Source organism: Pseudomonas zeae, assembly GCF_014268485.2.
Taxonomy (GTDB): Bacteria; Pseudomonadota; Gammaproteobacteria; order Pseudomonadales; family Pseudomonadaceae; genus Aquipseudomonas; species Aquipseudomonas neuropathica.
Map to the genome: position 1 here is coordinate 2,698,259 of NZ_CP077090.1, position 17,240 is coordinate 2,715,498.

Below are 17,240 nucleotides of genomic sequence, written 5' to 3' on the forward strand. Positions count from 1 at the left end.
TAGTGCAGCAAGGAGCTGACACCACCTCAACCGAACTCTCACGGATGAACATAGCAATGCACTGCCAAGAAAGAACCTTCGATATTCAGCCGTTGGCGCAGGCGGATATGACCGTCCACATCAACGGTCAAGCGGTCACCGCCGCCATCGGCGAAACCGTCCTCAGCGTTATTCAATCACTCGGCGTTCGCCAGATTGCCCGCAACGATCACGACCAGATCACCGGCGCCTATTGCGGTATGGGCGTGTGCCAGTGCTGCCTGGTGAAAATCAATGGCCGGCACAAACGCCGTGCCTGTCAGACCGTGGTGCGTGACGGCATGCAGATCGAAACCCAGGTCAACCGCATCATCACGCAAGAGGTGATCGTATGAGCCAGCAACCGGTCATCGTCGGCGGCGGCCCGGCGGGGATGGCGGCGGCCATCGAACTGGCGCGCCACGGGGTGCGCTGCACCTTGCTCGAAGAAGCTTCGCGCCTCGGCGGTGTGGTCTATCGCGGGCCGTTGCGTGATGGCGTGCAACTCGATTATCTCGGCCCGCGCTACTCTGAAGCACTGGGCAAACTGCACGGTGATTTTCAGGAACAGGCCGGGCTGATCGACGTGCGCCTCAACCATCGCGTAGTCGGCGCCGAAGGCACTCGTGCACTGGTGGTACTCGATGGCGACGAGCAACTGCACGAGATCGAGTATCCGCAATTGCTCCTGGCTGCCGGTTGCCACGAACGCAGCGTGCCGTTTCCGGGCTGGACGTTGCCGGGGGTGATCATGCTCGGCGGTCTGCAACTGCAAATCAAAAGTGGCGTGGTCAAGCCGCAAGGGCCGGTGATCATCGCCGGCACCGGGCCGTTGCTGCCGCTGGTGGCGACGCAGTTGCATGCGTCGGGCGTCAGCGTCGCGGGCGTGTATGAGGCTTGCGCGTTCGGCAAGATTGCCCGCGAAAGTCTGGCGCTGCTGAACAAACCGCAATTGTTCCTCGATGGTTTGAGCATGCTCGCCTACCTGAAACTGCACGGTATCTCGATGAACTACGGCTGGGGCGTGGTCGAGGCGCATGGCGAGGGCGAGCTGAAAAGCGTCAGCGTCGCGCCGTACTCGGCCACGTGGGAACCGGACATGAGCCGTGTCGAGCGTTTCGAAGCCAAGACCCTCGCGGTCGGTTACGGTTTCATTCCGCGCACCCAACTGAGCCAGCAGATGGGCCTGGATCACGGCTTCAGCGACGACGGTTACCTGCGCGCCAACGCCAACGTCTGGCAGCAAAGCAACGAACCGCACGTGCATCTGGCCGGCGACATGGGCGGGATTCGCGGCGGTGAAGCAGCGATGCTCGCCGGCAAGATCGCCGCAACCTCGATTCTCCTGCAACGCGGCGTGCTCGAGGAGGAATTGGCGCGTGTGCGTCGCGACCGCTACTTGAGCAAACTCAAAGCCATCGTGCGCTTTCGCGCCGCCGTCGATCGTTACACCGAACGCGGCGTCGGCCAGACCGCATTGCCTGCCGCTGACACGGTGATCTGCCGTTGCGAGCACGCCACCCGCGCCGACATCGACCTGGCGCTGGAGCAAGGCGTGCAAGACATCGCCAGCCTGAAAATGCGCACCCGCGTGAGCATGGGCGATTGCCAGGGCCGGATGTGCGTCGGCTACTGCAGCGATCGCTTGCGTCAGGCTACCGGGCGCAAGGACGTCGGTTGGTTGCGTCCGCGTTTTCCGATTGATCCGATTCCTTTTTCCGCGTTCCAGTCCGTTGGCACGGAGGCCGCTGCCCATGAGTAAGTTCTACGACGTGATCATTGCCGGCGGCGGCGTGATCGGGGCGTCCTGCGCCTATCAATTGTCCAAGCGCAAAAACCTCAAAGTGGCGCTGATCGATGCCAAGCGCCCGGGCAACGCCACCCGTGCGTCGGCCGGCGGTTTGTGGGCGATCGGTGAGTCGGTCGGTCTCGGTTGCGGGGTGATTTTCTTCCGCATGATGTCGGCCAACCGTAAACGCGAAACCCAGGGCGCGGCGGTGGCCGTGGACGCGAGCACGCCGCACATTCTGCCGGCGTCGTTCTTCGATTTTGCCTTGCAGTCCAACGCGCTGTACCCGGCGCTGCACCGTGAGCTGAAAGACAACCACGGGATGGATTTCAAGTTCGAAAAGACCGGGTTGAAGTTCGTTATTTACGACGATGAAGACCGGCTCTACGCCGAGCATATCGTCGGCTGCATTCCGCACCTCGCTGATCAGGTGCGCTGGCTCGACCAGGCGGCCCTGCGCGAATCAGAGCCGAGTGTCAGCCACGAAGCACGCGGGGCACTGGAGTTTCTCTGCGACCACCAGGTCAGCCCGTTCCGCCTCGCCGACGCCTACATGGAAGGCGCGCGGCAGAACGGCGTCGACATCTTCGTCAACACCAACGTCACCGGTGTGTTGCATCACGGCAGTCGCGTCACCGGTGTGCAGACGGCCGAGGAGGGCGTGTTCCACTGCAAGACGCTGATCAACGCCGGCGGCGCCTGGGCGGCGGACTTGAGTGAATGGGCGACGGGTATTCGCATCCCGGTGAAACCGGTGAAGGGCCAGATTCTGCTCACCGAGCGCATGCCGAAGATTCTCAACGGCTGCCTGACCACCAGCGACTGCTACGTGGCGCAGAAGGACAACGGCGAGATCCTGATTGGCAGCACCACCGAAGACAAAGGCTTCGACGTCACCACCACCTACCCGGAAATCGCCGGGCTGGTGCAGGGCGCAGTGCGCTGCCTGCCGGAACTCAAGGACGTCAATCTGAAACGCACCTGGGCGGGTTTGCGTCCGGGTTCGCCGGATGAGTTGCCGATTCTTGGGCCGATGCGCGGGGTGGAAGGGTATTTGAATGCCTGCGGACACTTCCGCACCGGCATTCTGACCTCGGCGATTACCGGTGTGTTGCTGGACAAACTGGTCAACGATGAGCCGCTGCCGCTGGATATCACACCGTTTCTGGCGGATCGCTTTGCAGTGGCGCCGGTCAAGCAGGAGCGCACGCTAGAGCCGGCGTGACACATATCCCCTGTGGGAGCGAGCCTGCTCGCGAAGGCAATCTGTCAGTAACGAATAGGTTGACTGACACACCGCTTTCGCGAGCAGGCTCGCTCCCACAAGGGGTTTTGTGTGTGGCTCAGGTGTTGCGGGATTCTTCTTCCAGTTGATCCGATTCAAACAACCGCGCCAGTTCCGCCCGGGCTTCCTGGGCGGTTTGCAGGACTTTGGCGGCGTCGTCGTAGACCGCGTGTTGCGCCTCCAGCACCTGTTCGTCGTGATGCTTGAAGCGCTTGATCCGCGCATCGGCCTGGGCTTGGGTCAAACCAAGTCCCACCAAGGTGCGCCGGCTCATTTCCAGACTCGAATAATAAGTCTCACGAATCGCTTCCGCGCCAACATCCACCAAGCGGTGTACGTGCTGACGGTTACGCGCCCGAGCGATGATCTTCATGTGCGGATACAGCTTGCGCACCACCTCGGCGGTCTTGATGTTGGTCTCCGGATCGTCCGTGGCAATCACGAAATATTCCGCCTCGCCGACCTTGGCTGCATTGAGGATTTCCGGCCGCATCGGGTCGCCGTAGAACACCGGCACACCGCCAAAACTGCGCGACAGTTCAATGGTTTCCACCGAGGTGTCCAGCGCGACGAACTTGATGTTCTGCGCACGCAGAATCCGCGCGACGATCTGGCCCATCCGGCCCATGCCGGCGATCACCACACGCGGAGTGTCGGTGTCGATCTCGCGGTATTTTTCCGGCACTTCCACCGGCTGCACTTTCGGGCTGACCAGCCGCGCGCAGATCAGCAGCAACAACGGCGTGACCGCCATCGACAGGGTGATGGTCAGCACCAGCAGGTCATACAGGCGCGGTTCGAACAGACCCTGATCGCGACCGATCTTGAACACCACAAAGGCGAATTCACCACCGGCCGCCAGCACGATGCCAAGGCGAATCGCACTGACCTTGTTCAAGCCACCGGCCAGGCGTCCGACGACGAACAGCAGCGGCAATTTCAGCCCGATCAACAGCAGCGTCAGCCCCAACACGGTGATTGGCGCGCTGAGCAGCAAGCTGAGGTTGGCGCCCATGCCGACGCTGATGAAAAACAGCCCGAGCAGCAGACCTTTGAACGGCTCGATCTGCGCTTCCAGCTCATGGCGATATTCCGAATCCGCCAACAGCAAACCGGCGAGAAACGCGCCCAGCGCCATCGACACACCGACCAGATCCATCAACCACGCCGTGCCGATCACCACCAGCAACGCCGTGGCCGTCGACACTTCCGGCAGACCGGTTTTCGCCACCACGCGGAACACCGGACGCAACAGATAACGCCCACCGACCACGACCACCGCGATACCGCCGAGCACCTGCAACGCATGGTTCAGGCTTTCCGCGTTACTGGTGTCGTGAGCACCACCCGCCAGCATCGGCACCAGTGCGATCAACGGGATCGCGGCGATGTCCTGGAACAACAGAATCGCAAACGCCAGTCGCCCATGGGGGCTGGTCAGCTCCTTGCGCTCAGCCAGACTTTGCAGACCGAATGCCGTCGAGGACAGCGCCAGACCAAGGCCGAGCACAATCGCACTGTTCAGCGGTTGGCCAAACACCGACAGCGCCAGCACGCCGATCACCGAAGCCGTCAGCAGCACCTGCGCCAGACCAACGCCGAACACCGATTTACGCATCACCCACAAACGTCGCGGCGACAGCTCAAGGCCGATGATGAACAACAGCAACACCACGCCCAGTTCGGAAATATGCGCGACGCTTTGCGGGTTGCCGATCAGACCCAAAACCGACGGGCCGATGATCACCCCGGCAAACAGATAACCGAGCACGGCGCCCAGTTGCAGACGTTTGGCCAAAGGCACGGTGAGCACGGCCGCGAACAGAAAGACGACAGCGGCTTGCAACAGATTGCCTTCATGGGGCATGGGGGGTTACTCCTGACAACGGTACGGCGGGGGTGACAAGGATAAGGGCTACAGCGATTCCATATCCACAGAAGATCCCCTGTAGGAGTGAGCCTGCTCGCGATATCGGTGTGTCAGCCACACATAAGTCGACTGATTCACCGCTATCGCGAGCAGGCTCACTCCTACAGGAGATTTTCATCGTTTCTGTAATATCTGGCATCAATTGGTTACATTCATAACCTCTGCAAATCAATCTCCCGAGTCCCGTCATGGCCATCAACTTCGACCTCAACGACCTGCAAGCCTTTCGCGCCGTGGTCGAGCAGGGCAGTTTTCGCAAGGCCGCCGACACCGTGCGCCTGTCGCAACCGGCGCTAAGCCGGCGCATCGAAAAGCTCGAAGACGCCCTCGGCGTGAAACTCTTCGAACGCACCACACGCAAGGTCAGCCTGACCCAGGCCGGGCGCGGATTCATGCCTAGTGTCGAGCGTTTGCTGGATGATCTCGACGTGGCTTTATTGGGCATCAGCGAAGTCGCATCGACCCGTTTGGGCCATGTCACCGTCGCCTGCGTGCCTTCGGCGGCGTACTACTTCATGCCCCGCGTGGTTGCGCGCTATCACCAGCAATTCCCACGGATCAAAGTCAAAGTGCTCGACTCCAGTGCGCACGATGTCTTGAGTGCGGTGGTCAACGGCGAGGCGGATTTCGGCTTGAGTTTCCTCGGCACGCAGGATGCCAAAGTCGAGTTCGAACCGCTTGTGCAGGAGTGCTACGTCGTCGCTTGTCGCCGCGATCACCCGCTGGCTGGGCGCAGCAGTGTGAGCTGGGACGAGTTCTATCAGCAGGATTACATCTCGCTCGACAAGACCTCCGGCAACCGCTTTCTGCTCGATCAGGCGTTGAGCAGCGTAGTGCCGCAGCGTTCGAGCATCTGCGAAACCCGTCATGTGACAACGATGATCGGTCTGGTGGAGGCGGGGTTGGGGGTGGCGGCGGTGCCGCTGATGGCGATGCCGGGGCCGGATCATCCGATCCTGACGCGGGTGCCGTTGACCGACCCGCAAGTGATGCGCAGTGTCGGCATCATCAAGCGCCGGGGTCGTACGTTGACCCCGGCGGCATTGGAACTGGAGCGGCTGGTGGTGGAAATGAAAGTCCAGCCGCCAATTGTCAGCGCTTGACCGAATCCAGTCCGGTGGCTTGCACGTCAGCTTGTGCGGCCGGCGCGGCGAGGTAGGCGAGCAGGGCTTTGGCTTCTTCAGGATGCTGTGCGCCGACCGGAATCCCGGCGGCAAAACGCGTCACCGACTGTACCGATTCCGGAATCTTCGCCACGAAACTCACGCCCGGCACCGGCAGCAATTCGCTGACCTGCTGGAAGCCCAGTTGATAGTCGCCAGTGGCAACCACCGAGCCGACCGGGATTTTCGGGATCATTTTTGCCTTCGGCTTCAGCTGATCTTCGATCCCCAGTTTCTTGAACAACTGCTGCTCGATGTAGACGCCGCTGGCGCTGTCGGAGTAGGCCACTGACTGCGCGTCGAGCAGGGTTTTCTTCAGGCCGTCGACACTGCTGATGTCCGGTTTCGGCGCGCCTTCGCGCACCACCAGGCCGATCCGCGAATCGGCCAGCTCAACGCGCGAGGCCGGGTCGACTTTGCCTTGCTTGATCAGGTCATCGAGGGCATAGCCGACCATGATCACCACGTCGGCGTGTTCACCGCGCGCGAGGCGATTGGGGATCGCTTCGGGGGCTTTGCCCATCGACGGGCCGAGGCTGGTGGTCAGGGTGTTGCCGCTGGCGGCAGCGAATTTCGGCCCGAGAATCTTGTAGGCAGCAGTGAAGCCCCCGGAGGTCATCACGCTCAATTCTTCGGCCTGGGCCGCGAGGTTGAACGCGAGACCGGCGAGCAGGGCGGTGACAGTAAACAGTTTTTTCATGGCGAGTTTTCCTCAGGCCGCGACAGGTTGCAGACGACCACCGGCACGGCGGTACAGATAAAGAGTGGCGCACAAGGCACATAGCGCACCGATGCTCATCCAGTAACCCGGCGCGGCTTTGTCGCCGGTGTACTGAATCAGGAAGGTCGACATCGCCGGGGTGAAACCGCCGAAAATGGCGGTGGCCAGGCTGTAGGCGAGAGAGAAACCGGCAACGCGCACCTCAACTGGCATGATCTCGGTCAGCGCCGGAATCATCGCGCCGTTGTACAAGCCGTAGATAAACGACAGCCACAACAGCGACAGCAACATGTGGCTGAAGCTCGGCGCCTGCACCAGGTACGACAGCGCCGGATAGGTCGTGGCCAGGGCCAGCAGCGACATGGCGATCAGCACCGGACGACGGCCGATACGGTCGGACAACAGGCCGCCAATCGGCAACCAGAAGAAGTTCGACACACCGACCAGCAGCGTCACCAACAGTGCATCGGAGGTGCTCAGGTGCAGCACGGTTTTGCCGAAGGTCGGCGCGTACACGGTGATCAGGTAAAACGCGGTGGTGGTCAGCGCGACCATCAACATGCCGCCGAGTACCACGCCCCAGTTCTGGCCGAGGGTGCGGAACACTTCGCCCATGCTCGGGCGGTGTTTGCGTGCGGCGAACTCTTCGGTTTCCGCCAGGTTACGGCGCAGGAAAAAGATAAACGGCACGATCATGCAGCCGACGAAAAACGGAATCCGCCAGCCCCAATCGGCCACCACATCCGGCGCCATCCACGCGTTCAGCGCATAGCCCAAAGCGGCGGCGACGATGATCGCCACTTGCTGACTGGCCGACTGCCAAGCGGTGAAGAAACCTTTGCGGCCCGGCGTGGCGATCTCGGCGAGATACACCGACACACCGCCCAATTCCGCACCGGCCGAGAAGCCTTGCAGCAAGCGCCCGATCAACACCAGCGCCGGCGCGAACAGGCCGATGCTTTCGTAACCGGGCACCAGCACAATCAAGATCGTGCCGCTGGCCATGATCGACAGGGTGACGATCAAACCTTTACGCCGACCGACATCATCGATGTACGCACCGAGCACGATGGCGCCCAGCGGACGCATCAAAAAGCCTGCGCCGAACACCGCAAAGGTCATCATCAGGGAGGCGAACTCACTGCTCGCCGGAAAGAACACCGCCGCGATCTGCGTGGCGTAGAAGCCGAAGAGGAAGAAGTCGAATTGTTCGAGGAAGTTGCCCGAGGTCACCCGGAAAATGGCACCGGCCCGCGAGCCGTTGTGAGGGATTGAGGCTGTCATAGAAAAGTACTCCACCGCTTTTATGACGTGCGCGACGGGAGGGCGGCGCACGGTTTTTATTGAGGTGGATGGTGGCGCAGGTGTAACAGGATGTTAATTGCATTATTGGCATGGATTGATGTTCAGGGCGGATCAATGGTTTTTTGGGTACAAATCCATTGCAGCGGTAACGGCTGCTTATGGCCGTCGCCTGACGGCGACTCACTTTTTTACAAACGCCTAAAAATAGTAAGCAAAAAATTGCGTGCTCCTACGTACGGCCCTAACAGGCTCGACGTCGCCGGTGAGAAAAGATCAAGAGCACTCGAGCTGGCGCTCATTGAGTGGTTAAAAGCGGGCGCATGGCTTTGGTTTGGTGGTGTGGCTACCCCTCACCCCAGCCCTCTCCCGAGGGAGAGGGAGCCGATTTCGGTTGGTTTTGAAACTTTCTTTCGGCTCGGTATCGCACGTCGGCGCACTTCTGCCAAACACCTCGGTAAGTCCCCTCTCCCTCCGGGAGAGGGCTAGGGTGAGGGGCTCTTGATTTTGCTTTTGTTTACAGGACACCCAAATTCCAATGACCTCTAGCGCCCATCCCGGCAAAAAAAGGAATGATTCCCGAACCCGGCAGTCCGAGTTCAGGTAACACACATCTCTGGAGGTTCACCGATGAACAGCAAAACCCTAATCGCCAGCCTGGCCCTCGTCGCCGGCATTGCCGGGATCAGCCCACTTGTTCAAGCGGCGCAAACCTCAAATGAGCAAGCCGTTCAATCCCCGACCAGCGACCGCGAATTGAAGGTCAACGACCGCGCTCCGGATATTTATCAGCGCAGTGAAAAAGCCATCGACTGGAAAACCAGGGGCCTGAAAAAACCTGTTGAGCAGGCGCAGTGGGTACAGATCAATGATCAGTACGTCATGGTGATGATCACCAACGGCACCATTGTCGAGATGAAACCGGTCCCGCGTTAAACCTCCGGCAACAATCAGCCATGGACGGTTGATTGCAATCGAGCGCCGTTCGGGTAAAACCCGTGGGGCGTTTCGAGTGAAGGGAAGTCAGGAGCAACAGGTTGGAAAAAAAACCGCTGTATCGCAAAGAAAACACCACCGCCCACAATGTCTGGCGCAACAACCCAGGCGGGCACTACCGCGACCAACGAAACACCAAAGCGCAAAGCCGCAGCGAGGCCACGCGCGGCTCTATGCATGGCATCAAACACCACGGCTACGACTACACGCCGTTGTTTCGTTTTCTGTTATCCCGCGTCGGCGGTCATTGGGATGAGATTTTCAGCGAAGCGGTATCTCGCCTTGATCGGCCAGAACCGGTGTTCTGGATGGTTGCCATCCACGAAGACGATCGCAAGGACATTGTGCGACTGGGCGAGTCGGCCTACTTCAACGGCCTGTTCGTCGATGAGCAAAAGCAGCTGCAAATCGTCAATCCGCAGCTGAGTGTCGAAGAGATGAAGCCTCATTGCCGTTGCTGCACGCATACCTTCAATGGCGTTCCGTTTGGCCTGCCTGCGGACTGATCGAGCTACTCGACCCGAACCTGATTCATCACCTGCCCACCCCCCAACCGATACTGATTATTGCCACTGCGCTTGGCCTCATACATCGCCAGATCGGCAATGTGCAGCAAGCGATCCATCGCCGTCGCATGATCCGGAAACACTGCCACGCCAAGGCTGGTGCCGATGTGGCGCTGGTCGTTGCCGATGCTGATCGGGGGCGACAGTTCGATGAAGATTTTCTGGCAGATGCTGCGGGCTTCGTCCGGCAAACTCAGGTTCGGCGCCAGGCCTTGCAGGATCACCACAAACTCATCACCGCCAATGCGCGCGACGGTGTCGGTGGCGCGCAGAATGCGTTTCAGCCGCGTGGCCGTGGTGATCAGCACGCGGTCGCCGGCAGCATGGCCGTAGCGGTCGTTGATGGTTTTGAAACCGTTGAGGTCGATGAATACCAGTGCGACGCGGGTCTCGGTCTGCCGCGCGTGATCCAGCGCTTCCGACAAGCGTTGCTCCAGCACCAGGCGATTGGGCAGGCCGGTCAGCGGATCGAAGTGGGCGAGGTGTTGCAGGTAGCTGGCCGAGGCTTTTTCTTCGGTGATGTCGCGCACCACGCCCATCATTTTCACCACCGCATCGTGGTCGTTGTGCACCACGTTGCCGGTTTCCCGCAGCCAGCGAATCGTGCCGTCGGGCCAGACCACGCGGTATTCCTCATCATGGTTTTCGCCGGTTTCAAGACAGCGCAACTCACCTTCGCGCACTTTGGTGCGATCGTCCGGATGGACGCAGGAACAGAACAGCGCATAGGACGGCGTGATTTCGCCAATCTTGAACCCGAACATGCCGTAAATCGCATCCGACCAGTACAGCCGATCCGTGTCGACTTCCCAGTCCCAAGTGCCGATGCGCGCAAAGTACTGGCTGCGTTTGAAACGCTCGACGTCGCCGTCCTGCTGAATGCGTTGGCCATCGGCGGCCCGCGTCAGCAAATCCCGGTACTGCGCAAGCTGCCGGCGCAAATCGCGTTCGCGCCACAGCAGCAGGGCGATGATGGCCAGCATGATCGCGCCCACGGCAAGGCTGATCCAGAACAGAGTCATTCGGGCGCTGCCAGCATGGCGGGTCGATCCGTAGAGTAGTGGCGGTTGGCTATGTTAATGCTTCATTACTCGGTTCGGATACCATGTTGATCTGCGCTGCCAGGTTGCCAATCCCCGGCATTTCTGGGAAAACGGCGGCCGGCTGAACAATAGAGTGAATGTTATGAATGATGAACTGCAGGTAATCGATCTTCAGGTCGGCGAAGGCAAAGCCGCTGTCAAAGGCGCGCTGATCACCACCCAATACACCGGATGGCTGGAAGACGGCAGCGAGTTCGATTCCTCCTACAGCCGTGGCAAACCTTTTCAGTGCGTGATTGGCACCGGGCGGGTGATCAAGGGGTGGGATCAGGGTTTGATGGGGATGCAGGTGGGGGGCAAACGTAAATTGCTGGTGCCGGCGCATCTGGGGTATGGCGAGCGGACGATGGGCAAGATCCCGCCGAATTCGAATCTGGTGTTTGAGATTGAATTGTTGGAAGTGTTGACGCGGGAGGATTGAGGTAACGGGAATGTAGCCCGCGAAGAAAGATGCCTGCGCGGGCTTTTCTTTTGTTACTCAGGTCTTGAAGCCCGGCAGTCCATTTGCATGACAATATTCACCTACAGTACGTGTTACGCCATCTGCTGAATCATCCTCCTCAGCCTCTGGATAGAACAGTAAGTCGCTACCAGATGGATGGGGGACAATCTTGTTGAAGTGATCGACAAGTTCACCTCGTTCATTCTCGGTTTTTGCTTCTTCAATCGCCTGAATCAAAGCCTTGAACTCTTGTTCGGTGTAGTCAGCCAGATTGTTTTTCAATTCCATTACTGAACTCCCGTGTGAATGTGGATCCCCGCCATCACACAGCCTCCCAGAGATGGGCCTGACAGATCCGTCGATCAACGAGTAGCTTGTGCAGTGAGCCAAAGTCCGCCATGAGCGGGCTTTTCTGTTTTTGTCAGACCTTGAAGCCCTGTAGGCCTTTAGCAGCACGCCATTCCTTCACCGTTTGCGTGATGCCAGCCGCTGAGTCATCCGCGCCGTCTTCTGGGTAGAAGATCAAGTCGGAACCAGCAGGGTGCTCGCTCACCTCCTCAAAGTGGAATACCAATTCATCTACTTCGGGTTCTGTACCATCGTGGTCAATGATGCGCTGTAGTAGGGCTACGAACTCGCTTTCGGTGTATTCACTGAATGTGGTTTTCATGATTTTTGCCGGTCTTCCCTATGGATTTCAACGTGACGTTTTGGCGTGGCTACGGAGAGGTTATCAACATCGTAGACAGCGCCGCCGTGTTGAATGTGTTCTATATGGTGAATCTCGTAGCGAGCATTCTTGCCGTTGCGTTCTGCTTTTGGAACGAACGGAGAATTACCCTTGGATAGCCAGCCTTGGTTGGTTGGTTTGAACTGAGCATAAAGTTCTGGATCGTTGGCTACGGCAGTCCAGAGTGCAGCCCTGAAATCATCGAAGCTCTTAAATTTCTGGCCCCGCAACTGGTCAGCAATTTTTGTAGGTATGGGCGCTCCGAGTCCTGTGCCAGCTCCAGCAAGCCAGATGCCCGATACATCCTGTCCTTTGCCTGTCACAACACCAGGTGAGTAGCGAGCACTGATAACGATGTACAGCGGCTGAATGCCAGAGTCAGCCGGGAATACCAGAATGAAGTCTTTGTACTCGGGGGGGTAGATCGGGTTGACGATGATGCTATCCGCTTTTTCGGACGGCGGATAAATCCAGATCTGCGGGGCTTGAGGTGCAGCCTCTAACGGTGGGATTTCTGAAGTGCTGGACGGGTCAACGGCTGGCGTCCAGATCAGCGTTACACCATCGCCAAAGTCTGCCACCTGCTGAGAGCCTTGCTCAACGAATTGCACAACGGGGATCATCTCCCAGTCGGTGTGTTTCTGAGTGTTATACCCGTATCCCTTTAAGGTGCCTCGGCCCGCTGTTCGACATGCAATCGCACACGGGTGCGACCTTGTTTGAGGGATTGAAGCTGTTCTTCTGTGTACAGGCTGCTATCGCCCAGACTGGAAGGCCACAGCAATGCGACAAAGCCAGCTAACGCACCAGCAGCTACACCAGTAGTGATAACTCCACCTGTGGTTCCGGTAGTACCTACACCCGTTGCAGCACTACCACCAGCAACAGCGGCACTCGCAGTGCACAGGCCACCACATGACGCGCCAGCAGTTGCGGCCGCCCCACCTAGCAGGAGAGTTCCAAGCGTTGCCGGTATTGCACCGCTTACCTTCTTGAGGGGGATGTTTCCCTGTGCGTCCGTCTCACGGCCACCCAGAATGACAAACTCGCCATAGTTAGCGACCTTCTCGACAGGGATAAATCCGGCTGGCTTCTTGTGATCAATCACGCCGTCCGGAAGGTCACAACTCTTGGCAAACACACAGCCGAATGTGTTGGGCTTGGTGTCCTTTTTGGAAGGGAGGTCTTTGTATTCAGCCCAGCGTTGTGCATGGGTATCAACAGGTTCTACGCCACTATAGCGGTAGTTCTTTGGCGGGTTGGGTACGTAACCGCTCATGAATCATCCTTGTTCATTCTTTGGGAGTTCCAGTCTCTAACTGGGCAGTAACTTTCCGGGAGCTAAGGTCCCAAAAACTGTGCCGAAAACTCCCCGTATTCCATGTCGTTTTCTAACGGGGGCGAAGGATAAACGGATCTGGAGGGGCTTTGAATGGTGGCTCCGGGCTACCTTTATCCTTGTGAGTCAATGGTTTTTTGAATTTTGTAGATAACTGGAGCTTCCTTGGGAGATCAGGTGAATACGTCTATATCGTCGAGGGTGTCCTCGATGATCCCTTGCAGTGAAGGGTGCGTTTGCTTGGCTGATTCGAGTGCCGCAAAAACTGTTTCAGTATCCACCTCGCCATGTCGGCGAGCGATGTGCCCGAGCGCAGTAGCCGCAGCGGCCACAATTGCTTCGGTTTTGCTGGTGAGGTGTTTCAGGCAGATGTCCTGAGCCCAATTTCTATCGGTTTCATTCAGGCCAATGGATACGAGTGCGGCGATTACGTTTGCATCCGTGTCACTGGCAAGTAGGCGAATGGCCTCGTCATGGCTAATAGATGGATCTTGATAGATGAGGCTCATTGGCGAAGTTAACCCCTGATGCCGATAAAAAAATCGAGTTCCGATGGCAGTTGTTCGTTAACCGCCGTGCCGATTTTTTGAGCTTGATCCAAGGTCAGCAGCCATTCGCCATCGGGACTTTTATCAAGGCTTTTCCATCCCATTGCAGCCAAGACTGCCGGTTCAAATTTCGGCCCAACTGCAAGTTCGTATTTTAAGGTGTCGTCTTCGTCGTCACCTTTTACGAAACCGCTAATCCATAAAAACATCTGTAGCTTCCTGTCTGCCTCACCCATTGGAGTGGCTGGTCTGATGGGGGAGTTCTCTCGTGAAAGCGTTCGCCTCAACTTGGCCAGCAGGCGCATATTGGCGGCGTCCTGCGGTGTGTCTTCCAGTGCATCCCAGACACAAGAGAAGCTTTGGAAGCGGGGATGATGTTCCTTCATGGTTTGAGCCTTCCTGGGTTTTGGCTTTCAGATACTCGTCAGCAGAAAGAACGCTTTCGCGAGCAGGCTCGCTCCCACATTGGGTCGGCGGTGTACTCGAATGCCGCGAGTCACCGCGAACAACTGTGGGAGCGAGCCTGCTCGCGAAGAACGATCACGCGGTCAATCAGGCTGCGTGTGCCATTTCGGCCAGTGTGTCGGCCACGGTTTTTTGCAGTGAGGGGAACCGGCGGGTTACGCGGCGCAGTGCGGGTAGCACGGCGTCGATTTCCAGTTCATCGAGTTGGGGAAGCACGGTGACGGCGGAGGCGACGATGGCTTCGCGTTCGCTTTCGAACAGCACCAGGCAGGCGTTCTGCGCCCAGCGTCCGTCCCGCTCGTTGAAACCCATCGCCACCAGTGCCGCGACGACTTGTGCATCGGTTTTGTTGGACATGTTTATTGCCTCAGGGCGGGTTCGATTTTGTCGAGGGCGCGGTTGACCGCGAGTTCGCCGAGCATGACCACTTGCTGGATGCCGAGCACGGTGTTGCGGTAGGGCGAGTCGAGCAGGGCGGCGAAGTCGCTGAGCATGACGCTGGCCGAAGCCATGGATTCGCAGGCGTGGGCCATGAGGTCTTCGGCGCCGGTGTTCGGGTCGACGAGGAACATGGTGCTGGGTCTGCGCGGTGGTGAAGGCGGTGTGGGTTTCAGGTAGTGGTCGAGGGCGCGTTCGGCGGCTTCGTGGAGTTTTCTGGAGCCCGGTTCGGAGTAGGGGGACGTTGGATTTGGATCGATTTCCGCGTCTGTTTCGGGCGGATTCGGCGTTATTTTGAACATTTCTTAGAACCTTTTAATGAGGCCGACACGTTCATTGCGACTAAACAAATGGGTGGCAGCTATGCGCAGGTTAGTCGACCGGTGGTTCTAAGCAGTCCCGGCGCACCCGAAGGCGCCCTGCGCACAGCTACCATTAAGCTCAGGCGCGAGAATGCCTGACTGAACGGACTGTATGCTGCCAAAAAACCACCGAGCGACTAAACCCGATCACTGAACATTCAGTGACGCGAACCAAGTTACCGGTGACCTCCAAGCCGCACAAGCCGGCGGATTCTGGCGTAGTTGTAGGCAAAGGCGCAAGGCGCTGTAGCCTTGTGGCTGATGTCTAAATGATGCTGCGTTTGACTGGGCGCCTTCGCGAGCAGGCTCGCTCCCACCTTTGAAATACGTACCCCCTGTGGGAGCGAGCCTGCTCGCGAAGGCGCCGTCAAAATCACCTCAGGATTCAACCCTCACACCCCGCCCAAACCGCTCCCGATACACCGACGGCGGCACACCCACCACCCCACGAAACGCCACACGAAAACTTTCCACCGACCGATAACCACAACGCTCGGCAATCTGCTCGGTATTGTCCGGCGTGCTCTCCAACAACTCCCGCGCCCGCGCCAGCCGTTCGTGCTGCAACCACGCCTTGGGCGACTGCCCACTGGCCTTGGTAAACCGCCGCAGAAACGTGCGCTCACTCATCGCCGCTTCACTGGCCAGATCACGCACCTCCAGCGGTTCATGCAAGCGCTCGCGCGCCCATTGCATCACCCGCGACAGATCATTGCGCGGTGTAGGGCTGACCGGTGTCGGAATGAACTGCGCCTGGCCGCCAGTACGCTGTGGCGACATCACCAGTCGCCGCGCCACCGAGTTGGCGACTTGCGTGCCGAAGTCCCGCGCCACCAGATGCAGGCAGGCATCGATCCCGGCAGCGCTGCCGGCCGAGGTGATCAACTGCCCGGAGTCGACGTAAAGCACATCGGCATCGACAGCAATCGCCGGGAAGCGCTGCGCCAGTTCCGCCGTGTAACGCCAATGGGTGGTGGCGCCGTGGCCGTCGAGCAAACCGGTGGCCGCCAGCACAAATACACCGGAGCAGATCGATAGCAACCGCGCGCCCCGGGCATGGGCCTGACGCAACGCGTCGATCAATGCTGGAGGCACCGCCGCGTTACGGTCGCGCCAGCCGGGAATGATGATGGTGCGCGCCTCGGCCAACAATTCCAGACCGCCATCGGCCAGCACCTGAATGCCGCCCAAGGCGCGCATCGGGCCTTGATCGACCGCCGCAATGGCGTGGGTGTACCACGGGAAATCGAACTCCGGCCGGGTCAGGCCGAAGACCTCCACGGCGATGCCAAACTCGAATGTGCAGAGGCCGTCGTAGGCCAGAATCGCAACCAGACCTGGTGATGTCGGCATTTGGCGGAAAATTCCCGGTGAGTGTCTTGTGCGCCACTGTAGCCGCAAGCGACCGCTCGATAAAGTCTGTTCACACCCGTTCAGATAAAGGAGCAACACCCATGGTCAGCCTGGTTCGCGACATTCCTGCGGCGCCGTCGGCGATCGCCCTGATGCACTTCAGTAATCGTCTGACCTTCGAAACCGATTGTTCCGACGTATTCAGTAGCCAAGAGGCCGGCGAGATTGATTTTGTCCTGGTCGATGTACGCGGGCCGCTGGCCTATGAGCGCGGGCATGTGCCGGGCGCGATCAATATCCCGAACCGGTTACTGACGGCGGCGGAGCTGGCGATCTACCCGAAAACCACGCTGTTTGTGGTCTATTGCGCCGGCCCGCACTGCAACGGCGCGAACAAGGCGGCGGTGAAACTGGCAGCGCTGGGGTATCCGGTCAAGGAGATGATCGGCGGGGTTACCGGATGGCTGGATGAAGGCTTTCAACTCAGCGTTGAGCAAGTCGGCAAAACCGCCATCGGCTGCGAATGCTGACGTTCTTTTAAGAGAAATCCTGAGCAAAAAAAGCGCTTGTCCTACAGCTCCTGCACCACGACGGCGCACCCGTTGACCCCGGTCAATCGGTGCGCCGATCTTTCATAAGTATTTGTCGCTTAAACACAATTTACCCTGTGCGCGCCGCCATAGACTGCCG

At 59.0% G+C, this 17,240-nt stretch carries 19 protein-coding genes and 1 pseudogene; 8 read left to right on the top strand and 12 right to left on the bottom strand.

The window, feature by feature from the left end:
• The first annotated feature begins 56 nt into the window (after positions 1-56).
• From hcnA to hcnC, 3 genes are read left to right on the top strand one after another with little or no spacing between them, the layout of a single operon-like run.
• The gene (gene hcnA, locus HU754_RS11890) at positions 57-374 is read left to right on the top strand and encodes a cyanide-forming glycine dehydrogenase subunit HcnA (RefSeq protein ID WP_116254981.1); all 318 of its coding nucleotides are present in this window, start codon (positions 57-59) and stop codon (positions 372-374) included.
• Positions 371-1,780 carry a cyanide-forming glycine dehydrogenase subunit HcnB gene (gene hcnB / locus HU754_RS11895; RefSeq protein WP_186625299.1) on the top strand — a complete coding sequence of 470 codons (1,410 nt, stop codon included), beginning with the start codon at positions 371-373 and terminating at the stop codon, positions 1,778-1,780. Before hcnA ends, hcnB begins: the two co-directional genes overlap by 4 nt.
• Positions 1,773-3,032, top strand: coding sequence for a cyanide-forming glycine dehydrogenase subunit HcnC (hcnC, locus tag HU754_RS11900; protein ID WP_186625308.1), 1,260 nt, complete (start codon positions 1,773-1,775; stop codon positions 3,030-3,032). The genes hcnB and hcnC overlap by 8 nt, the downstream gene beginning before the upstream one ends.
• Before the next feature lie 118 nt (positions 3,033-3,150).
• Here the strand turns inward: hcnC and HU754_RS11905 are convergent, their stop codons facing one another.
• Complete coding sequence (locus HU754_RS11905) at positions 3,151-4,959, bottom strand: monovalent cation:proton antiporter-2 (CPA2) family protein (RefSeq protein WP_186625316.1); 1,809 nt, start codon at positions 4,957-4,959, stop codon at positions 3,151-3,153.
• 251 nt (positions 4,960-5,210) lie between these two features.
• Between HU754_RS11905 and HU754_RS11910 the strand changes: the two genes are divergently transcribed.
• The gene (locus tag HU754_RS11910) at positions 5,211-6,125 is read left to right on the top strand and encodes a LysR family transcriptional regulator (RefSeq protein ID WP_150693967.1); all 915 of its coding nucleotides are present in this window, start codon (positions 5,211-5,213) and stop codon (positions 6,123-6,125) included.
• Here the strand turns inward: HU754_RS11910 and HU754_RS11915 are convergent.
• Positions 6,115-6,885: a substrate-binding domain-containing protein gene (locus HU754_RS11915; protein ID WP_099756596.1), complete on the bottom strand. Its 771-nt coding sequence runs from the start codon at positions 6,883-6,885 to the stop codon at positions 6,115-6,117. The two genes, HU754_RS11910 and HU754_RS11915, sit on opposite strands and share 11 nt — an antisense overlap.
• 12 nt (positions 6,886-6,897) lie before the next feature.
• Complete coding sequence (locus tag HU754_RS11920) at positions 6,898-8,190, bottom strand: MFS transporter (RefSeq protein WP_095048013.1); 1,293 nt, start codon at positions 8,188-8,190, stop codon at positions 6,898-6,900.
• A 648-nt stretch (positions 8,191-8,838) separates the two neighbouring features.
• On the opposite strand from HU754_RS11920, the gene HU754_RS11925 reads away from it, so the two are divergent.
• Positions 8,839-9,144, top strand: coding sequence for an RcnB family protein (locus tag HU754_RS11925; RefSeq protein ID WP_186624558.1), 306 nt, complete (start codon positions 8,839-8,841; stop codon positions 9,142-9,144).
• Between the two features lie 101 nt (positions 9,145-9,245).
• On the top strand, positions 9,246-9,710 hold the full coding sequence (locus tag HU754_RS11930; RefSeq protein ID WP_093441034.1) for a hypothetical protein: 465 nt from the start codon (positions 9,246-9,248) through the stop codon (positions 9,708-9,710).
• Positions 9,711-9,715: 5 nt separating this feature from the next.
• On the opposite strand, the gene HU754_RS11935 is transcribed toward HU754_RS11930, so the two are convergent.
• Positions 9,716-10,792 carry a sensor domain-containing diguanylate cyclase gene (locus HU754_RS11935; RefSeq protein WP_186624559.1) on the bottom strand — a complete coding sequence of 359 codons (1,077 nt, stop codon included), beginning with the start codon at positions 10,790-10,792 and terminating at the stop codon, positions 9,716-9,718.
• A gap of 163 nt (positions 10,793-10,955) precedes the next feature.
• On the opposite strand from HU754_RS11935, the gene HU754_RS11940 reads away from it, so the two are divergent.
• The gene (locus tag HU754_RS11940; RefSeq protein WP_053121462.1) at positions 10,956-11,294 is read left to right on the top strand and encodes an FKBP-type peptidyl-prolyl cis-trans isomerase; all 339 of its coding nucleotides are present in this window, start codon (positions 10,956-10,958) and stop codon (positions 11,292-11,294) included.
• 57 nt (positions 11,295-11,351) lie between these two features.
• On the opposite strand, the gene HU754_RS11945 is transcribed toward HU754_RS11940, so the two are convergent.
• From HU754_RS11945 to ftrA, 8 genes and pseudogenes are all read right to left on the bottom strand, one after another.
• Positions 11,352-11,603, bottom strand: coding sequence for a bacteriocin immunity protein (locus HU754_RS11945; RefSeq protein ID WP_186624560.1), 252 nt, complete (start codon positions 11,601-11,603; stop codon positions 11,352-11,354).
• 133 nt (positions 11,604-11,736) lie between these two features.
• Positions 11,737-11,985, bottom strand: a complete 249-nt coding sequence (locus tag HU754_RS11950) for a bacteriocin immunity protein (protein ID WP_123450654.1) — start codon at positions 11,983-11,985, stop codon at positions 11,737-11,739.
• A pseudogene (locus HU754_RS11955) lies at positions 11,982-13,324 on the bottom strand (pyocin-S2/colicin E7-DNase domain-containing protein). Before HU754_RS11955 ends, HU754_RS11950 begins: the two are co-directional and overlap by 4 nt.
• A gap of 233 nt (positions 13,325-13,557) precedes the next feature.
• Positions 13,558-13,893, bottom strand: a complete 336-nt coding sequence (locus tag HU754_RS11960) for a hypothetical protein (RefSeq protein WP_186624561.1) — start codon at positions 13,891-13,893, stop codon at positions 13,558-13,560.
• An 8-nt stretch (positions 13,894-13,901) separates the two neighbouring features.
• Entirely contained in the window at positions 13,902-14,318 is a 417-nt protein-coding gene (locus HU754_RS29690; RefSeq protein WP_367617451.1) for a pyocin S6 family toxin immunity protein, read from the bottom strand.
• Between the two features lie 166 nt (positions 14,319-14,484).
• Positions 14,485-14,754 (bottom strand): hypothetical protein, encoded by a 270-nt coding sequence (locus HU754_RS11975; RefSeq protein ID WP_186624562.1) that lies wholly within the window; start codon positions 14,752-14,754, stop codon positions 14,485-14,487.
• Between the two features lie 2 nt (positions 14,755-14,756).
• Positions 14,757-15,137, bottom strand: coding sequence for a DUF6124 family protein (locus tag HU754_RS11980; RefSeq protein WP_186624563.1), 381 nt, complete (start codon positions 15,135-15,137; stop codon positions 14,757-14,759).
• Positions 15,138-15,575: 438 nt separating this feature from the next.
• Positions 15,576-16,550 carry a transcriptional regulator FtrA gene (ftrA, locus tag HU754_RS11985; protein WP_186624564.1) on the bottom strand — a complete coding sequence of 325 codons (975 nt, stop codon included), beginning with the start codon at positions 16,548-16,550 and terminating at the stop codon, positions 15,576-15,578.
• A gap of 101 nt (positions 16,551-16,651) precedes the next feature.
• On the opposite strand from ftrA, the gene HU754_RS11990 reads away from it, so the two are divergent.
• The gene (locus tag HU754_RS11990; RefSeq protein ID WP_116030086.1) at positions 16,652-17,080 is read left to right on the top strand and encodes a rhodanese-like domain-containing protein; all 429 of its coding nucleotides are present in this window, start codon (positions 16,652-16,654) and stop codon (positions 17,078-17,080) included.
• The last annotated feature ends 160 nt before the right edge of the window (positions 17,081-17,240 follow it).

Coding starts and splice junctions, on each gene's coding strand:
- hcnA (WP_116254981.1), top strand. CDS start 57: ATGCACTGCCAAGAAAGAACCTTCGATATTCAGCCGTTGGCGCAGGCG.
- hcnB (WP_186625299.1), top strand. CDS start 371: ATGAGCCAGCAACCGGTCATCGTCGGCGGCGGCCCGGCGGGGATGGCG.
- hcnC (WP_186625308.1), top strand. CDS start 1,773: ATGAGTAAGTTCTACGACGTGATCATTGCCGGCGGCGGCGTGATCGGG.
- HU754_RS11905 (WP_186625316.1), bottom strand. CDS start 4,959: ATGCCCCATGAAGGCAATCTGTTGCAAGCCGCTGTCGTCTTTCTGTTC.
- HU754_RS11910 (WP_150693967.1), top strand. CDS start 5,211: ATGGCCATCAACTTCGACCTCAACGACCTGCAAGCCTTTCGCGCCGTG.
- HU754_RS11915 (WP_099756596.1), bottom strand. CDS start 6,885: ATGAAAAAACTGTTTACTGTCACCGCCCTGCTCGCCGGTCTCGCGTTC.
- HU754_RS11920 (WP_095048013.1), bottom strand. CDS start 8,190: ATGACAGCCTCAATCCCTCACAACGGCTCGCGGGCCGGTGCCATTTTC.
- HU754_RS11925 (WP_186624558.1), top strand. CDS start 8,839: ATGAACAGCAAAACCCTAATCGCCAGCCTGGCCCTCGTCGCCGGCATT.
- HU754_RS11935 (WP_186624559.1), bottom strand. CDS start 10,792: ATGACTCTGTTCTGGATCAGCCTTGCCGTGGGCGCGATCATGCTGGCC.
- HU754_RS11940 (WP_053121462.1), top strand. CDS start 10,956: ATGAATGATGAACTGCAGGTAATCGATCTTCAGGTCGGCGAAGGCAAA.
- HU754_RS11945 (WP_186624560.1), bottom strand. CDS start 11,603: ATGGAATTGAAAAACAATCTGGCTGACTACACCGAACAAGAGTTCAAG.
- HU754_RS11950 (WP_123450654.1), bottom strand. CDS start 11,985: ATGAAAACCACATTCAGTGAATACACCGAAAGCGAGTTCGTAGCCCTA.
- HU754_RS11960 (WP_186624561.1), bottom strand. CDS start 13,893: ATGAGCCTCATCTATCAAGATCCATCTATTAGCCATGACGAGGCCATT.
- HU754_RS29690 (WP_367617451.1), bottom strand. CDS start 14,318: ATGAAGGAACATCATCCCCGCTTCCAAAGCTTCTCTTGTGTCTGGGAT.
- HU754_RS11975 (WP_186624562.1), bottom strand. CDS start 14,754: ATGTCCAACAAAACCGATGCACAAGTCGTCGCGGCACTGGTGGCGATG.
- HU754_RS11980 (WP_186624563.1), bottom strand. CDS start 15,137: ATGTTCAAAATAACGCCGAATCCGCCCGAAACAGACGCGGAAATCGAT.
- ftrA (WP_186624564.1), bottom strand. CDS start 16,550: ATGCCGACATCACCAGGTCTGGTTGCGATTCTGGCCTACGACGGCCTC.
- HU754_RS11990 (WP_116030086.1), top strand. CDS start 16,652: ATGGTCAGCCTGGTTCGCGACATTCCTGCGGCGCCGTCGGCGATCGCC.